The following is a 14,232-nucleotide window of genomic DNA, read 5'->3' as shown; positions in this document are numbered from 1 at the left end:
TCGCCCGTTCCGCCCCGGCGGCGGGCGCTGACTTCAGCCGGCCGACCAGTCGCCCGACTTGCCACCCTGCTTCTCCAGCACCCGGATCTCGCCCATCACCATGCCGCGGTCGGCGGCCTTGCACATGTCGTAAATGGTGAGCAGGCCGATCTGCACGGCGGTCAGCGCCTCCATCTCGACGCCGGTGCGTCCCAGCGTTTCGACCTGCGCCGTGCAGACGACGGCGTTCGCCGCGGCATCGATCTCGAAATCCACCGCGACGCGCGTGATCGGCAGCGGATGGCACAGCGGGATCAGCTCGGCGGTGCGTTTGGCCGCCTGGATCGCGGCGATGCGGGCCACGCCCAGCACGTCACCCTTCTTGGCCGTGCCGCTGCTGATCAGCGCCAGCGTGGCGGCCTGCATGCGGATGCGGCCGGCCGCGCGCGCGATACGGTGCGTCACATCTTTTTGCCCCACGTCCACCATATGGGCCTGGCCCTGGGCATCAAAATGAGTCAGCGGTGAGTTCATGGTCTTGGGGCCGGCAATAATCGGGCAACGAAAGCCCTGCCATCATAGTGAGCCGTGAGCCTTCTTCGCCGCGCGTTTTCCGGAGACCTCCGTTGACCCCTCTGATGAACCGGCCCCGCCGTCTGGCGGTGGCTCTCGCCGCCGCCCTGAGCCTCGTGGCGCCGCTGCATGCCCAGGTCAATCTGCCGGCGCTGGGCGATTCGGTATCGCAGGACCTGGACGTCAATGACGAGCGCCGCTTCGGCGACCAGATCATGCGCCAGATCCGGCTCGATCCGGACTATCTGGACGACCCGCTGCTGCTGGAATATGTGCAGCGCCTGTGGGATCCGCTGGTGGGTGCGGCCAAGCAGCTGGGCCAGATCGGCGACGACACCGGCGGGCGCTTTGCCTGGGAAACCTTCCTGGTGCGCGACCGCAGCGTCAATGCCTTCGCGCTGCCTGGCGGCTTCGTCGGCGTGCACCTGGGCCTGATCGCGATGACCGGCGCGCCGGACGAGCTGGCCTCGGTGCTGGGTCATGAACTGTCCCACGTCACGCAGCGTCACATCGCGCGCCGCCTGGCCGGCGATGCGCGCAACAGCCTGCTGGCCACGGCCGGCCTGATCGTCGGCCTGCTGGCGGCCTCGCGCGCCGGCAATGCGGACATGGCCAATGCGGCCATCGTCGGCAGCCAGGCCGCGGCCGCGGCGGCCTCGCTGAGTTTCTCGCGCGACATGGAGCGCGAGGCCGACCGCGTCGGCTTCAACGTGATGACGCGGGCCGGCTTCGCGCCCTCGGGCATGGCCAGCATGTTCGAGCGCATGGAGCAGGCCTACAACCTGACGGATTCGGGCGCCTACCCCTATCTGCGCTCCCATCCGCTCACCAGCGAACGCATCGGCGAGGCCCGCGCCCGTCTGGGCACGGTGCCTATGACGCGACCCCAGGGTCTGGCCGAGCATGCGCTGATGGCGGCGCGCGCGCGCGTGCTGATGGACATGCGTGCCGAGATCCTGCGCCAGGTGCAGGGCCTGGACGCCGGCACGCGCGGCAACGCCTACGAGCAGCTGGGCGCGCGCTATGCCAGCGCGCTGGCCTCGATCAAGCTGCGCAACTGGCCCCGCGCCGCGACCGCCCTGAGCAGCGCCGAACAGATGCTGGCCCTGATCGGCAACGAGGCCCATGCGCTGCGCGCGCTGCAGCTGCTGCGCGCCGAGCTGGCGCAGGCGCAGGAGCAGGCGGCGGCCGGCTATGCGGCGCTGGTGCCGCTGGCCCAGGACCGTTCGCGCGTGCTGATGATGCAGCGTGCCCAACTGGCCCTGTTCGATCCCCAGCCCGAGGCGGCGCGCCAGGCCGCCGAGGCCTTGCAGACCCATGTGAGCCTGGCGCCGCGCGATGCGCTGGCCTGGAGCGTGCTGGCCCAGTTGTGGCAGAAGCTCGGCCAGCCCCTGCGCGCGGTGCGTGCCCTGGGCGAGACGCGGGCCGCGGTGGGCGACCTGAGCGGCGCGATCGACCGCCTGCGTTCGGGCCTGAACCAGTCGCGCGGCCGCGATGCCGATCAGATCGAGGCCGCCGTGATCGATGCGCGCCTGCGCAGCCTGCTCTACGAGCGCCGCCAGCTGCTGGCCGAGCTCTATCCGAACGGCCCGCCGCGCGGTGCCGAGCAGCTGAAGGGGCGGCCCCTGTCGCCCCGGCTTTCGGAGCAGCGGCCTTAGTCCCGCGACGGGAACAGCCGTTCGACGATCACGTCGATCAGCATGCCGCACAGGCTGTAGATCAGCGAGCCGATCAGGGCGGCGCCGAAGCCGGTCACGGTCAGGCCGTCCAGCACCTGGGCCGCTGCCCAAAACATCAACGCGTTGATGATGAACAGGAAGAGCCCCAGGGTCAGCACCGTGACCGGCAGGGTCAGCAGCACCAGGATCGGCCGCAGCAGGGTGTTCAGCAGACCCAGCACCAGCGCCGCGATCAGTGCCGAGCCGTAGCTCTTCACCACCACGCCGGGATAGAGGGTCGCCACCAACAGCAGGGCACCTGCCAGCAGCAGCCAACGCGTCAAGATTTTCATGGGCGCTTTCGCTTTCGGTAGAGGAATCGCGTGGGCCCGCCGTGCGCGCTCCGCCTGACGGCATCGCCCGGCACGCGACGGGCCTGCTTCACGCGGCAAGCATAGCGGCGCCCCGCGATGGTGCCGGCCCTGTTGTGCTCGCGGCACAGTCGCGGCCTTGTCCCCTCGATTGTTTTCGAACAGTAATGGGAATAGTTCGCATTAATGTTACGATTTAGATCGCTGTCCATTCCAATGCGCGATCCGCCGCATCCATCGTGACCCGAGCCACCATTGCCGCTTCTGCGGGTGCTTCCCTCCCAGCCCCTTCCGCGGGCGCCCAGCCGGTGACGGCGGTGCCGCCGCGTCCGCTGAGCGGGCAGGCCGACGAGCTGGGCCTCGTGGCACGCCGTGCGCTGACCGGCGGCGTGCTGGCCGCCCATGTGCTGGGCGGTTGGGCGCTGCTGCAGGTGGACGCGGTGCGCCAGGCGGTGGTCGAGGCCGCGCCCATCATGGTCAGCCTGATCCAGGCGCCGGAGCCGCCCAAGCCGACACCGCCGCCGCCGCCCCAACCCGTCAAGCCGCGCCCCGCGCCCGCGCCGGTGATCGCCGCCGCCCCGTCGCCGGCGCCCACGCCGCCGGCCTTCGTCGTGCCCGCGCCCGAACCGGCGCCCGTTCCGGTGGCCGTTGCGGCGCCGCCCGCGCCACCCGCTCCGGTGGCGCCGCCCGCGCCGCCGGCGCCCAAGGTGGTGCCGCCCAGTTCGTTGCGCTATCTGGTCGAGCCCAGGACCAGCGTGCCGCTGCTGTCGCGCCGGCTGCGCGAGTCCGGCACGGTGCTGCTGCGCGTCATCGTCGATGCCAAGGGCAACCTCAAGGAGGCCAGCATCCGCCGGTCCTCGGGCTTCGCCCGGCTGGACCAGCAGGCCCTGCAGGACATTCGTAGCGCGCGCTTCGTGCCCCAGACCGAGAACGGCCAGCCGATCGAGGTGGAGAGCACCGCGGCATTCGCCTACGACGTCGACTGAAGAGAAAAGAACCTCACATCACCTTCCGCTGGATTTTCATGGACGCCTCTACCTCCGTCGGCTTCGGCCACTTCATCGCCCAGTCCGACGCCGTCGGCAAGTTCCTGCTGGGCGTGCTCGTCGTCATGTCGGTGGCCTCCTGGGCCCTGATCGTGGCCAAGGGCCTGACCCAGTTCCTGCGCAGCAAGCGCAGCACCGCCTTCCTGGACTTCTTCTGGAACGCCCGCTCGCTGGATGCGGTGCAGGCCGAGCTGAACACCCACGGCGCGCGCGACCCCTTCTCGCACCTCAGCGCCCATGCGCTGCACGCCCAGGCCCACCATGCGCGCCACGGCGCGGCGCGCCTGGCCGAGGCGGGCAGCGCCAACGACTTCATCACCCGCACCATCAAGAAGGTGCTGGACGAGGAGACCACGCGCCTGGAATCGGGCCTGACCACCCTGGCCACGATCGGCGCCACCGCGCCCTTCGTCGGCCTGTTCGGCACCGTCTGGGGCGTCTACCACGCGCTGCTGGCGATCGGCATGAGCGGCTCCGGCACCTTGGACAAGGTGGCCGGCCCGGTCGGCGAGGCGCTGATCATGACCGGCATCGGCCTGGCCGTCGCGATTCCCGCGGTGATGGCCTACAACGCCTTCACGCGCGGCAACCGCGTGCTGGCCGCGCGGCTGGACGCCTTCGCCTACGAGCTGCACAGCTTCCTGACTCTGGGCGAGGCGCCCGGCGCGGCGGCCCAGCAGGGCGGCGGCAATGTGCGCGCGCTGAAGCCCGCGGCCACCGGCGCCTGAGCGCAAGGAGCACGAGATGGCATTCGCCTCCTTCGACAACAAGCGCGGCGGCGCGCCGATGGCCGAGATCAATATGGTCCCGCTGATCGACGTGATGCTGGTGCTGCTGGTGATCTTCATCGTCACCGCGCCGCTGCTCACGCATGCGGTCAAGCTGGACCTGCCCAAGGTCAGCTCGGCGGCCAATGAGCTGAAGCCCGAGAAGGTCGAGTTCGCGATCGACGCGGCCGGCCAGCGCTTCTGGAACGGCGAGCCGATCGGCCGCGCCGACGCGCAGGCGCGCTTCGCGGCCGAGGGCCAGAAGGCGAACCAGCCCGAGGTGCATCTGCGCGCCGACCAGAACGTGGCCTACCGCCTGGTGGCCGAAACCCTGGCCGACGCGTCCAAGGCCGGCCTCAGCAAGGTCGGCTTCGTCAGCGAGCCCGAGCGCCCCTGACATCCCGCATCCCCCAATAAGGCGGCCAAGCCCGAAGCCAGGCCGCCAAAGGCAAAGCCTTGCCCTTTAAAACCAAGGAGCTCCCCATGTCCCGCGACAAGAAACAGAAGAAGGCCGTGCTGCCCATCCTCCCCCTCGGCGCCCTGGCCGCCGGCTTCGGCCTGGCCTCGGCCGCGCTGGCCCAGTCCACGCCCGCCGCCCCGGCCGCCCCGGCCGCAGAATTGGCCAAGACCGAGAACGCGCTGCCCGTGGTGCGCGCCAAGGCCAGCGCCGAGCGCGCCGGCAAGGATGACTACCAGGCCACCGAGAGCCGCATCGGCAAGGGCAAGCAGGAGCTGCGCGACATTCCGCAGTCGGTGACCGTGGTGACCGAGCGCCTGATCGACGACCGCAACCTCGACACCATGAAGGATGCGCTGAAGAACACCGCCGGCATCTCCTTCCAGGCCGCCGAGGGCGGCGAGGAAGACATCCGCCTGCGCGGCTTCTCTCTGCAGTCCACCGGCGACATCTTCATCGACGGCATCCGCGACCCGGCCTTCTACGAGCGCGACACCTTCAACTACGACCGCCTCGAGGTGCTGCGTGGCTCGGCCTCGATGCTGTTCGGCCGCGGCTCCACCGGCGGTGCGGTCAACCAGGTCAACAAGCAGCCGCTGCTGATGAACCAGGGCGAGATGGCCATGACCTTCGGCCAGGGCGACTACTACCGCGTGGTCGGCGACTTCAACTACAAGACCGGCGACGATGCGGCCGTGCGCGTGGCGACCATGGTGACCCAGGCCGACAACCACGGCAACAAGATCAACAAGTACGGCATCGCCCCCAGCCTGCGCTGGGGCATCGGCACGGCCGACGAATTCCAGCTGAGCTTCTATCACCTGGAGAACGACAACGGCATCAACTACGGCATCCCATGGCTGACCAATGGGCCGCTCAAGGGCGGCGACCGCCTGGTCCATATCGATCCGAAGAACTACTACGGCGCGGCCAGCGACTACAACGCCGGCGGCATCACCTCGGGCACCGCCAGCCATGTGCACCGCTTCATGGACGGCGGCGAGCTGAAGACCGTGCTGCGCCTGGCGACCTATGACCGCGACCTGCGCGCCAGCGCGATCCGCTTTGCCGCGGCCACTCTGCAGCCCGACCGCAAGCCCGTCACCTCGGACACGATCAGCAATGCCACCGTGCTGACGCGCGGCAACCAGATCAAGATCCAGGACATGGACACCCAGTACCTGCAGAGCGACTACAGCGGCAAGTTCGGCTGGTTCGGTCTGAAGCATGACGTGATGGCGGGCCTGGACCTGGCGCACGAGGAGTTCAAGAACTACGGCGCCAATGCCTTGGCCAAGCCGACGACGACGCTGGGCACGCCCAACGACGGCGGCGCGGTCGACGAGAGCAAGCGGGTGCCGTTCCTGAACCGCACGTTCGACGCGCAGGCCACCGGCGTCTACTTCCAGGACCTGATCCAGCTCGCGCCGATGTGGAAGGTGCTGGGCGGTCTGCGCTGGGACCGTTTCGAAGGCAAGTACGACTCGCCCACCCTCACCAATGCCAACGGCACGGTGACGGCCGCGACGCACCGCCAGCGCACCGACTCGCTGTGGAGCCGCCGTTTCGGCCTGCTGTTCCAGCCCTCGGCCACGCAGTCCTACCACCTGTCCTACGGCACCTCGTTCAACACCTCGGGCGACACCTACCAGTACGACGCGCTGGGTTCCAACACCGATCCCGAGGCCAGCCGCAACATCGAGCTGGGCGCCAAGCTGGACTGGTTCGACGGCCGCCTGACGACCCGCTTCGCGGCCTTCCGCGCCGAGAAGTACAACGAGCGCAACCGCGACAGCGAGACCGTCAACCCGACCAACTACGTGCTGTCGGGCAAACGCCATGCCTCCGGCGTCGAGCTGGACCTGGCCGGCCGCATCACGCCGGAATGGGAGGTCTTCGGTTCCTACGCCTACATTCCCAGCGCCAAGATCGACAAGGCGCCGGGCGGCGCCACCCTGCAGGGCGAGGCCGTCGGCTCCCGCCCGGGCCTGACCCCGCGCCACAGCGGCACGATCTGGACCACCTACAAGATCACGCCGGCCTGGCGTCTGGGTCTGGGCGTGAATGCGCGCAGCGCCGACTCGCCGCAGCTGGCCCCCACGATCATCGCGCCCAAGTTCGTCACCGCCGACCTGATGGCCGAGTACACGCAGGACAAGCTGAGCTTCAAGTTCAACCTGACGAACGTGAGCAACAAGCTGTATGCCGACATGCTCTACCGCGGCCATTACGTGCCGGGCAAGGGCCGCGACTTCCAGATGACGGCGGCCTACAAGTTCTGATGCGCCGCAAGGGCCGGCCCGTGCCGGCTCGCTAAACTTCTCTCCAACGAGGCCTTTGTTGGCCCGGGGTCCGTCCCCGGGCCTTTTTTCCATTCGAGAGGGTGTTGCAAGCCATGCTGCTGAAGATCGAGCAAGTCCTGGCCCCCGAGGCACTGGCCCGTGCGCGCGCGCTGCTGGGCGAGGCGCGCTGGGAAGACGGCCGCGCCAGCGCCGGAGCGCAGGCGGCCCAGGTCAAGAACAACGAACAGTTGAATGCCGCCAGCCGCGAGGCGCAGGCGCTGCAGCAGCTGGTGCTGCAGGCGCTGGAGCGGCATCCGCTGTTCTTCTCGGCCGCGCTGCCCAAGCGCGTGCTGCCGCCGCTGTTCAACCGCTACGGCGGCGCCACCAACCACTACGGGCCCCATGTCGACCAGGCGGTGCGCTACCTGCCCGGTTCCTTGCCGGGTGGCGCGCAGCGCGTGCGCACCGACATCTCCTGCACGCTCTTCCTGGCCGAGCCGGACGAGTACGACGGCGGCGAGCTGGTGATCCAGGACACCTTCGGCGAGCAGCGCGTCAAGCTCGCCGCCGGCGATCTGATCCTCTATCCCGGCACCAGCGTCCACCATGTCGCGCCGGTCACGCGCGGTGCGCGCCTGGCCAGCTTCTTCTGGATCGAGAGCATGGTGCGCGCTGACGAGCAGCGCCGCCTGCTCTACGAGATGGACATGAGCCTGATGCGGCTGCGCGGCGAGCATGGCGAGTCGGCGGCCACCGTGCAGTTGACCGGCACGTACCACAACCTGCTGCGCATGTGGGCCGACACATGAGCGCCCCGTCCGGACTCAGCCCGCTGCAGCAGCTCCCGGCCGACATCGTCAACCTGGCCGACTTCGAAGCTCATGCGCGTGCGCGCATGAGCGAGCCGGCGTTCGCCTACCTGAACGGCGGCGCGGCCGACGAGCAGGTGCTGCGCGCCAATCGCGCCGCCTGGGACGCCGTCAAGCTGTGGCCGCGCGTGCTGCGCGACCTCCGCGGCGGCCATACCCGCATCACGCTGCTGGGGCGCGAATGGCCGCAGCCGGTGCTGCTGGCGCCGATCGCCTACCAGCGCCTCGCCCATCCCGATGGCGAGCTGGCCTGCGCCTACGCGGCCGCGGCGCAGGGCGCCGGCCTGATCCTCAGTGCCCAGGCCAGCATGCCGATGGAGCCGATCGCCCGCGCGATGCTGGACGAAGCCGGCCGCGGCCCGCTGTGGTTCCAGCTCTACTGGCGCGACGACCGCGGCTTCATGCGCGAGCTGCTGCAGCGCATCGAGGCGGCCGGCTTCGAGGCCCTGGTGCTGACCGTCGATGCACCGGTGCATGGCGCGCGCGACCGCGAGCGCCGCGCCGGCTTCAAGCTGCCGGATGACATCCGCGCGGTCAATCTCGGCGGGCGCAAGCGGCCGCTGCACCTGGCGCCGGGCCAGAGCGCGATGTTCGACGGCCTGATGCCGCGCGCTGCGACTTGGGGCCAGCTCGACTGGTTGCGCGAGCACAGCCGCCTGCCGCTGCTGCTCAAGGGCGTCGCGCACCCCGACGATGCGCGCGAGGCGCAGCGCCGCGGCGTGGCCGGCCTCGTGGTCTCCAACCATGGCGGGCGCACGCTCGACGCGCTGCCGGCCACCGCCGAGCTGCTGCCGATGCTGCGCACGGCGGTCGGGCCCGAGCTGCCGCTGCTGGTCGACGGCGGCATCCGGCGCGGCACCGACGTGCTGAAGGCCCTGTGCCTGGGCGCCGATGCGGTGCTGCTGGGCCGGCCCTATGTGCATGCGCTGGCCAGCGCCGGAGCGCTCGGCGTGGCCCATGCGCTGCGCCTCTTGCGCGACGAGCTCGAGATCGCGATGGCGCTCTCGGGCTGCGCGCGGCTCGACGAGGCGGGTCCGCAGATGCTGTGGCCATCGCGCATTTGATGCGGGGCCGCGACAAAGAGCGCGTCAATACGGGTGATTTGGGGCAATCCTCCCCTATGAAAGCCTTCTCAATGGGATAGGTGCGCAGTACCATTGCCTGCGCTAGGTGCCAGAGAGATTGAAGGCTTGTACTGAGTACGCGACCTTCGCCCGGACCCGGCACATCAACAACCTTTGATGGAGAGAATCGAAATGGCAACTGCGAAGAAGGCCGCCCCCGCCAAAAAGGCGGCTCCGGCCAAGAAGGCCGCTCCGGCCAAGAAGGCGCCCGCGGCCAAGAAGGCCGCAGCCCCGGCGAAGAAAGCAGCCCCGGCGAAGAAGGCTGCCCCCGCCAAGAAGGCCGCCGCACCCGCCAAGAAGCGCACCCCCAACGCCGCCTTCATGAAGGCCATGACGCCCAGCGCCGCGCTGGCCGCCATCGTCGGCGCAGCCCCGCTGCCGCGCACCGACGTGACCAAGAAGGTGTGGGAGTACATCAAGAAGAACAAGCTGCAGGACGAGGTGCAGAAGCGCGTCATCGTCGCCGACGCCAAGCTGAAGGAGATCTTCGGCAAGGCCAAGGCCGACATGTTCGAGATGACCAAGCTGATCAACAGCCATCTGAAGTGATGCATGCAGCCGGCGCGCCACGGCGCGCCGCATGCTCGCGAAGCCCGGCCCCGGCCGGGCTTATTTATTTCAGCCCGTGCAGCGCCTGCGTCAGCAGCACCACGTCGATGGGCTTGAGCCAGTAGTCGGCAAAACCCGCGGCGCGCGCCGCGTCGATCTGCTCCGGCAGCGCATCCGCCGACAGCGCCACGCAGGTGAGCTGCGTGAAGCGCTCATCGGCGCGCAGCCGTGCCAGCAATTCCAGCCCGTTCATGTCCGGCAGGTTCATGTCGACCAGCAGCAGGTCCGGGCGACGGTCCCGCAGGGCCAGCAGGGCCTGGGAGCCGTCTTCGGCGCAGTCCAGCGTCCAGCCGGGCAGGCGGCGGAACACCTCCTCCATCAACACGATGTTGAGACGGTCGTCTTCGACATAGAGCACATGGCGCGGCGCGGCGGATTCGGACATGGGCGGGCTTGAGAGTGGCGCGCCGCGCACGATAGCACCCGACGCGCCCGCCGCGACGGTGCGCAAGAAAATCCCCGCCGGGCCCGGCCCGAAAAGCCCTCGCCGTTCCGCGGATCGATGGGCAATGGGGTGAACCGTGACTTTTGGCCACCCTCGCTCCCCCGGGCTGAGGGGGCGCGCAACAGTCATGTTGCCGTCACGTCTTTTTACACTGGCCACCAAATCTCACAAAAGCCCGTCACCGGGCGAGGGAACAGGCCCATGTCCATGCTTGCCGCGATTGCCCTGGCCGCCTCCGGCGCCACTCTGCCCCAGTGCTCCTGGGACCGTCCGGGGGTGAACCCCTTCATGGGCGATGTGGTGGCGGCCGTGGACCGCTACCAGGACATTCCCGCGCCGGTGCGCGCCAAGCTGAAGGCGCGCATGCAAAAGCGCAGCTACGACGAGATGGTCACCATCTCGCGCGACAGCATCACCGGCAAGGCGCAATACGACACGCGGATCCGCGACATGCATTTCGGTCAGGGCAGTGTCTGCGGCACCGTGACGCGTGCCGGCTGGACCGACAAGATGCAGGAGCGCGGCCTGGTCTATTGCGAGGATGGCCATTGCATCCTGGTGCCCACCGTGTGCCGCAACGTCAGCCGCATCACGCGCAACAAGCCGCAGGCGGCCGCGCCGGCCGCGGCCACCAACGTGGCCTCGGCCGCCCGCGAGGGCGACGATCCGCAGGCCCTGCTGGAGATGGAGCCGACCGGCGCCGGTGTGGTGGGCGGCGGCGCGCCCGGCACCGCGGCCGAGCCCAGCTTCGCGCAGATCGCCAGCGCCACGCCGGGCAGCATCGCCAACGGCAACCTGCCCGCCGGCGGCCCGAGCTTCGCCGGCGTCGGCGCGCCCCCTCCGGGCGGCGGTTCGGGCGGGATCCCGCCGCTGCCGCCGGGCACGATCACCCCCGACATCACCCCCGGCCCGACGCCGCCCGTGCCCGAGCCGGGTACCTGGGCCATGATGCTGGCGGGCCTCGCCACCATGGCCTGGCTGGCCCGCCGCCGCCAGGCCAGGAACATTATTTAAGCAGCGGCTTCAGATAGCGCCCGGTGTGGCTGCCCTCGAAGGCGGCCAGATCCTCCGGCGTGCCGGCCAGCAAGAGCTGACCCCCGCCGGCACCGCCCTCGGGGCCCATGTCGATCAGCCAGTCGGCGGTCTTGATGACGTCGAGGTTGTGTTCGATCACGACGATGGTGTTGCCCGCGTCCCTCAATTGGTGCAGCACCTTGAGCAGCAGCGCGATGTCGGCGAAATGCAGGCCGGTAGTCGGCTCGTCAAGGATGTAGAGCGTGCGCCCGGTGTCGCGCTTTGACAGCTCCAGCGCCAGCTTGACGCGCTGCGCCTCGCCGCCGGACAGCGTGGTCGCGCTCTGGCCCAGCTTGACATAGCCCAGGCCCACGTCCAGCAGGGTCTGCAGCTTGCGCGAGATATTGGGCACGGCGCTGAAGAAGCCGGCGGCGTCCTCGATCGTCATGTCCAGCACCTGGGTGATGTTCCTGCCCTTGTAGAGCACCTCCAGGGTCTCGCGGTTGTAGCGCTTGCCGTGGCAGACGTCGCAGGGCACGTAGACGTCGGGCAGGAAATGCATCTCCACCTTCAGCACGCCGTCGCCCTGGCAGGCCTCGCAGCGGCCGCCGGCCACGTTGAAGGAAAAGCGCCCCGGGCCGTAGCCGCGCTCGCGCGCCATGTTCATCTCGGCGAACAGTTCGCGGATCGGCGTGAACAGGCCCGTGTAAGTGGCCGGGTTGCTGCGCGGCGTGCGGCCGATCGGCGACTGGTCGACGTTGATCACCTTGTCGAAGGCGTCCAGTCCCTCGATCTCGTCGTGCGGCGCCGGGTCCAGATGGCTCTGGTAGAGCTTCTTCGCGACCGCCGCATACAGCGTGTCGTTGACCAGGGTGCTCTTGCCCGAGCCCGAGACGCCGGTGACGCAGGTCAAGAGGCCCACCGGGATCTCGACCGTCACGCCCTGCAGGTTGTTGCCGCGCGCGTTGACGATCTTCAGCGATTGCGGCTTCCCGGTATCGGCCGGGCGGTGGCGCCGGGCGGGCACGGCGATCTTCTCGGCGCCCGACAGATAGCGCCCGGTCAGCGAGTCCGGATTCGCCGCCACCTGCTCGGGCGTGCCCTGGGCGATGATCTGCCCGCCATGCACGCCGGCGCCGGGACCCAGGTCCAGCACATGGTCGGCGGCGCGGATCGCGTCCTCGTCATGCTCGACCACCAGTACCGAGTTGCCCAGATCGCGCAGACGCCGCAGGGTGGCGATCAGGCGGTCGTTGTCGCGCTGGTGCAGGCCGATCGAGGGCTCGTCCAGCACATACATCACGCCGGTCAGGCCCGAGCCGATCTGCGAAGCCAGGCGGATGCGCTGGGCCTCGCCGCCCGAGAGCGTGTCGGCGCTGCGGTCCAGGCTCAGGTAGTTCAGGCCCACGTCGTTCAGGAAGCGCAGGCGCGCGCCGATCTCGCGCACCACCTTGTCGCCGATCTCGGCCTTGGCGCCCTTGAGCCTCAGGCCCTCGAAATAGTCCAGCGCCTCGCGCAGGGTGGCATGTTCGACCTCGTAGATCGGCCGGCCCTTGAAGCCCTCCGGCGCGTCGGCCGGCTGCAGCACGACGTGCCGGGCCTCGCGGCGCAGGCGCGAGCCCTCGCAATGCGGGCAGGGCTTGGCGGCCTGGTAGCGCGCCAGGTCCTCGCGCACCGCGGCGGAGTCGGTCTCCTTGAAGCGGCGCTGCAGATTGTTCAGGATGCCCTCGAAGGGATGCGCGCGCTTGACCGTGCGCTTCTTGCCGCTGGCGGTCTCGCCCTGGTAGCTGAACACCAGCTCCTCCTCGCCCGAGCCGTGCAGCAGCACCTGGCGTGCCCGCTCGGGCAGGGTCTCGAAGGGCGCCTCGATGTCGAAGTCGTAATGCTTGGCCACCGTTTCCAGCAGCGAGAAGGTATAGGGATTGCGGCGGTCCCAGCCCTTGACGGCGCCGCTGGCCAGGCTCAAGGTCGGGAAGGCGACCACCCGTTCGGGGTCGAACACCGTCACCTGGCCCAGGCCCTCGCAGGACGGGCAGGCGCCGACCGGCGAGTTGAAGGAAAAGAGGCGCGGCTCCAGCTCCGGCAGCGAGTAGCTGCAGATCGGACAGGCGAACTTGCTGGAGAAGATGGTCTCCGCCCCGCTGTCCATGTTCAGCACCAGCGCGCGGCCCTCGGCCAGGCGCAGCGCGGCCTCGAAGCTCTCGGCCAGGCGCTGGCGCAGGCCGTCGGCCGCGTCGTGGCGCAGCTTGATGCGGTCCACCACCACGTCGATGTCGTGCTTCTCGGCCTTCTTCAGCGCCGGGATGTCCGGCGCCTCCACCGTGACGCCGTCGACGCGGAAGCGCACATAGCCCTGGGCCTGCAGGTCCTGGAACAACTCGACGAACTCGCCCTTGCGGTCGCGCACCACCGGCGCCAGCAGCAGCAGGCGCGATTCGTCGGCCATCGCCAGCACCGCGTCCACCATCTGGCTGACGCTCTGGGCCTCCAGCGGCAGGTGGTGGTCGGGGCAGAAGGGCGTGCCGGCGCGGGCATAGAGCAGGCGCAGGTAATCGTGGATCTCGGTCACCGTGCCGACGGTGGAGCGCGGGTTGTGGCTGGTGGCCTTCTGCTCGATCGAGATCGCCGGCGACAGGCCCTCGATCACGTCCACGTCCGGCTTGTCCATCAGCTGCAGGAATTGGCGCGCATAGGCCGACAGGCTCTCGACATAGCGCCGCTGGCCTTCCGCGTACAGGGTGTCGAAGGCCAGGCTGGACTTGCCCGAACCCGACAGGCCGGTGATCACCACCAGCTGGTTGCGCGGCAGGTCCACATCGATGTTCTTCAGATTGTGGGTGCGCGCCCCCCGCACCCGGATCATCGGCGCATCGGGAACGGGGGCGGGCTTGGACTCGGACATGGCAGGCTGCAGGCGGGCAGAAAACCCGTCATCATAGGGCGCCGGGCCTGGCGCGGCGGCTGCCTGCTGACAAGGCCTGTCAGTACCGCCCTTATTCGTCCTTATCCGTCCTTATCCGTCCTTATGGGGGCTTGCC

At 69.4% G+C, this 14,232-nt stretch carries 13 protein-coding genes; 9 read left to right on the top strand and 4 right to left on the bottom strand.

Annotation, left to right across the window (positions count from 1 at the left end; genetic code table 11):
* Window positions 1-33: 33 nt before the first annotated feature.
* On the bottom strand, window positions 34-513 hold the full coding sequence (gene moaC / locus AC07OQ_RS02030; RefSeq protein WP_495051418.1) for a cyclic pyranopterin monophosphate synthase MoaC: 480 nt from the start codon (window positions 511-513) through the stop codon (window positions 34-36).
* Window positions 514-617: 104 nt separating this feature from the next.
* On the opposite strand from moaC, the gene AC07OQ_RS02025 reads away from it, so the two are divergent.
* Window positions 618-2,210: a M48 family metalloprotease gene (locus AC07OQ_RS02025; protein ID WP_495051417.1), complete on the top strand. Its 1,593-nt coding sequence runs from the start codon at window positions 618-620 to the stop codon at window positions 2,208-2,210.
* Here the strand turns inward: AC07OQ_RS02025 and AC07OQ_RS02020 are convergent.
* Window positions 2,207-2,563, bottom strand: a complete 357-nt coding sequence (locus AC07OQ_RS02020; protein ID WP_495051416.1) for a phage holin family protein — start codon at window positions 2,561-2,563, stop codon at window positions 2,207-2,209. The genes AC07OQ_RS02025 and AC07OQ_RS02020 overlap by 4 nt on opposite strands.
* A gap of 335 nt (window positions 2,564-2,898) precedes the next feature.
* Between AC07OQ_RS02020 and AC07OQ_RS02015 the strand changes: the two genes are divergently transcribed.
* From AC07OQ_RS02015 to AC07OQ_RS01985, 7 genes are all read left to right on the top strand, one after another.
* Window positions 2,899-3,567, top strand: a complete 669-nt coding sequence (locus AC07OQ_RS02015; RefSeq protein WP_495051415.1) for an energy transducer TonB — start codon at window positions 2,899-2,901, stop codon at window positions 3,565-3,567.
* Between the two features lie 38 nt (window positions 3,568-3,605).
* Window positions 3,606-4,355, top strand: a complete 750-nt coding sequence (locus AC07OQ_RS02010; protein WP_495051414.1) for a MotA/TolQ/ExbB proton channel family protein — start codon at window positions 3,606-3,608, stop codon at window positions 4,353-4,355.
* Between the two features lie 16 nt (window positions 4,356-4,371).
* The gene (locus tag AC07OQ_RS02005) at window positions 4,372-4,791 is read left to right on the top strand and encodes an ExbD/TolR family protein (RefSeq protein ID WP_495051413.1); all 420 of its coding nucleotides are present in this window, start codon (window positions 4,372-4,374) and stop codon (window positions 4,789-4,791) included.
* A gap of 86 nt (window positions 4,792-4,877) precedes the next feature.
* Window positions 4,878-7,133 carry a TonB-dependent receptor gene (locus tag AC07OQ_RS02000; RefSeq protein ID WP_495051412.1) on the top strand — a complete coding sequence of 752 codons (2,256 nt, stop codon included), beginning with the start codon at window positions 4,878-4,880 and terminating at the stop codon, window positions 7,131-7,133.
* Window positions 7,134-7,246: 113 nt separating this feature from the next.
* Complete coding sequence (locus tag AC07OQ_RS01995; RefSeq protein ID WP_495051411.1) at window positions 7,247-7,942, top strand: Fe2+-dependent dioxygenase; 696 nt, start codon at window positions 7,247-7,249, stop codon at window positions 7,940-7,942.
* Window positions 7,939-9,066 (top strand): alpha-hydroxy acid oxidase, encoded by a 1,128-nt coding sequence (locus AC07OQ_RS01990; RefSeq protein ID WP_495051410.1) that lies wholly within the window; start codon window positions 7,939-7,941, stop codon window positions 9,064-9,066. The genes AC07OQ_RS01995 and AC07OQ_RS01990 overlap by 4 nt, the downstream gene beginning before the upstream one ends.
* 192 nt (window positions 9,067-9,258) lie before the next feature.
* Window positions 9,259-9,675: an SWIB/MDM2 domain-containing protein gene (locus AC07OQ_RS01985; RefSeq protein WP_495051409.1), complete on the top strand. Its 417-nt coding sequence runs from the start codon at window positions 9,259-9,261 to the stop codon at window positions 9,673-9,675.
* Window positions 9,676-9,739: 64 nt separating this feature from the next.
* Here AC07OQ_RS01985 and AC07OQ_RS01980 read toward each other — a convergent pair whose 3' ends face one another.
* Window positions 9,740-10,120 carry a response regulator gene (locus tag AC07OQ_RS01980; protein WP_495051408.1) on the bottom strand — a complete coding sequence of 127 codons (381 nt, stop codon included), beginning with the start codon at window positions 10,118-10,120 and terminating at the stop codon, window positions 9,740-9,742.
* 261 nt (window positions 10,121-10,381) lie between these two features.
* Here AC07OQ_RS01980 and AC07OQ_RS01975 point away from each other — a divergent pair, with 261 nt between their 5' ends.
* The gene (locus AC07OQ_RS01975; RefSeq protein ID WP_495051407.1) at window positions 10,382-11,194 is read left to right on the top strand and encodes an MHFG family PEP-CTERM protein; all 813 of its coding nucleotides are present in this window, start codon (window positions 10,382-10,384) and stop codon (window positions 11,192-11,194) included.
* On the opposite strand, the gene uvrA is transcribed toward AC07OQ_RS01975, so the two are convergent.
* Complete coding sequence (gene uvrA, locus AC07OQ_RS01970; RefSeq protein ID WP_495051406.1) at window positions 11,187-14,096, bottom strand: excinuclease ABC subunit UvrA; 2,910 nt, start codon at window positions 14,094-14,096, stop codon at window positions 11,187-11,189. The genes AC07OQ_RS01975 and uvrA overlap by 8 nt on opposite strands.
* Window positions 14,097-14,232: the final 136 nt, after the last annotated feature.

This window comes from Roseateles sp. GW821-FHT09B06, from assembly GCF_059418245.1.
The sequence above is the reverse complement of the archived record's forward strand: the minus strand, read 5'-3'. Positions and strand labels throughout refer to the sequence as shown.